Source organism: Acidicapsa ligni (assembly GCF_025685655.1).
Lineage (GTDB): Bacteria > Acidobacteriota > Terriglobia > Terriglobales > Acidobacteriaceae > Acidicapsa > Acidicapsa ligni.
In genome coordinates, this window is sequence record NZ_JAGSYG010000017.1 from 1 (window position 1) to 637 (window position 637).

Sequence of the window (637 nt, forward strand, 5' to 3'; positions counted from 1 at the left end):
GAAAGCTTCCATCCCCGTTGCCGATGGAAATCGAAACTGTATTGTTGTTGTAATTCGTGTAAACAATATCCGGTATGCCGTCGCCATCCACATCCGATGCAATCGCGACGCAGTTGGCGTTATTGCAGTTCGAACTGTTGTCTCCATAAAGCACAGGACCCTGCATGGCATAGCCCGGTGTCCCCAGGGTTGCTGATCCAAGCGGGGCATTGCCATTGCTCGTATCGAGAAACGACACCGAACCTGTCGGAGCCGCGGGTCCATACCCGGCAACGCCGCCACTCAGTGTGTAACCATTTGCACCGCCTGTTGGCACAAGCGTTGTGGTGCTGGCATAGCTTCCACTGCTCGCGACCACAACTGTCTGTGTACTCGATGTACTGGCCTGATATATGGACGTACCTACAAAGATCGCGTTAATGCTGTGCGTCCCCACTCCCAACCGAAGGGTAATCGACGCCGTACCTGCACTGCTCAGTTGCGCCGTCCCCAGGATCGCCATGTCCTCACACTCACCCGCCGATGCGTCGCAGAACCGCACCAGACCTGGAAATACGGGGGTAGTCCCATTCCTCACTGTCGCTGTAAACGTCACCGCCGTACCCTGAGATACACCGCTCGATGATACCGATAAAGA

The 637-nt window shown here is 55.6% G+C and carries 1 protein-coding gene; it reads right to left on the reverse strand.

The features are described from left to right. Positions 1-637: Ig-like domain repeat protein (locus tag OHL19_RS22960; protein WP_263360194.1), on the reverse strand; the 637-nt coding region annotated here is incomplete at both ends.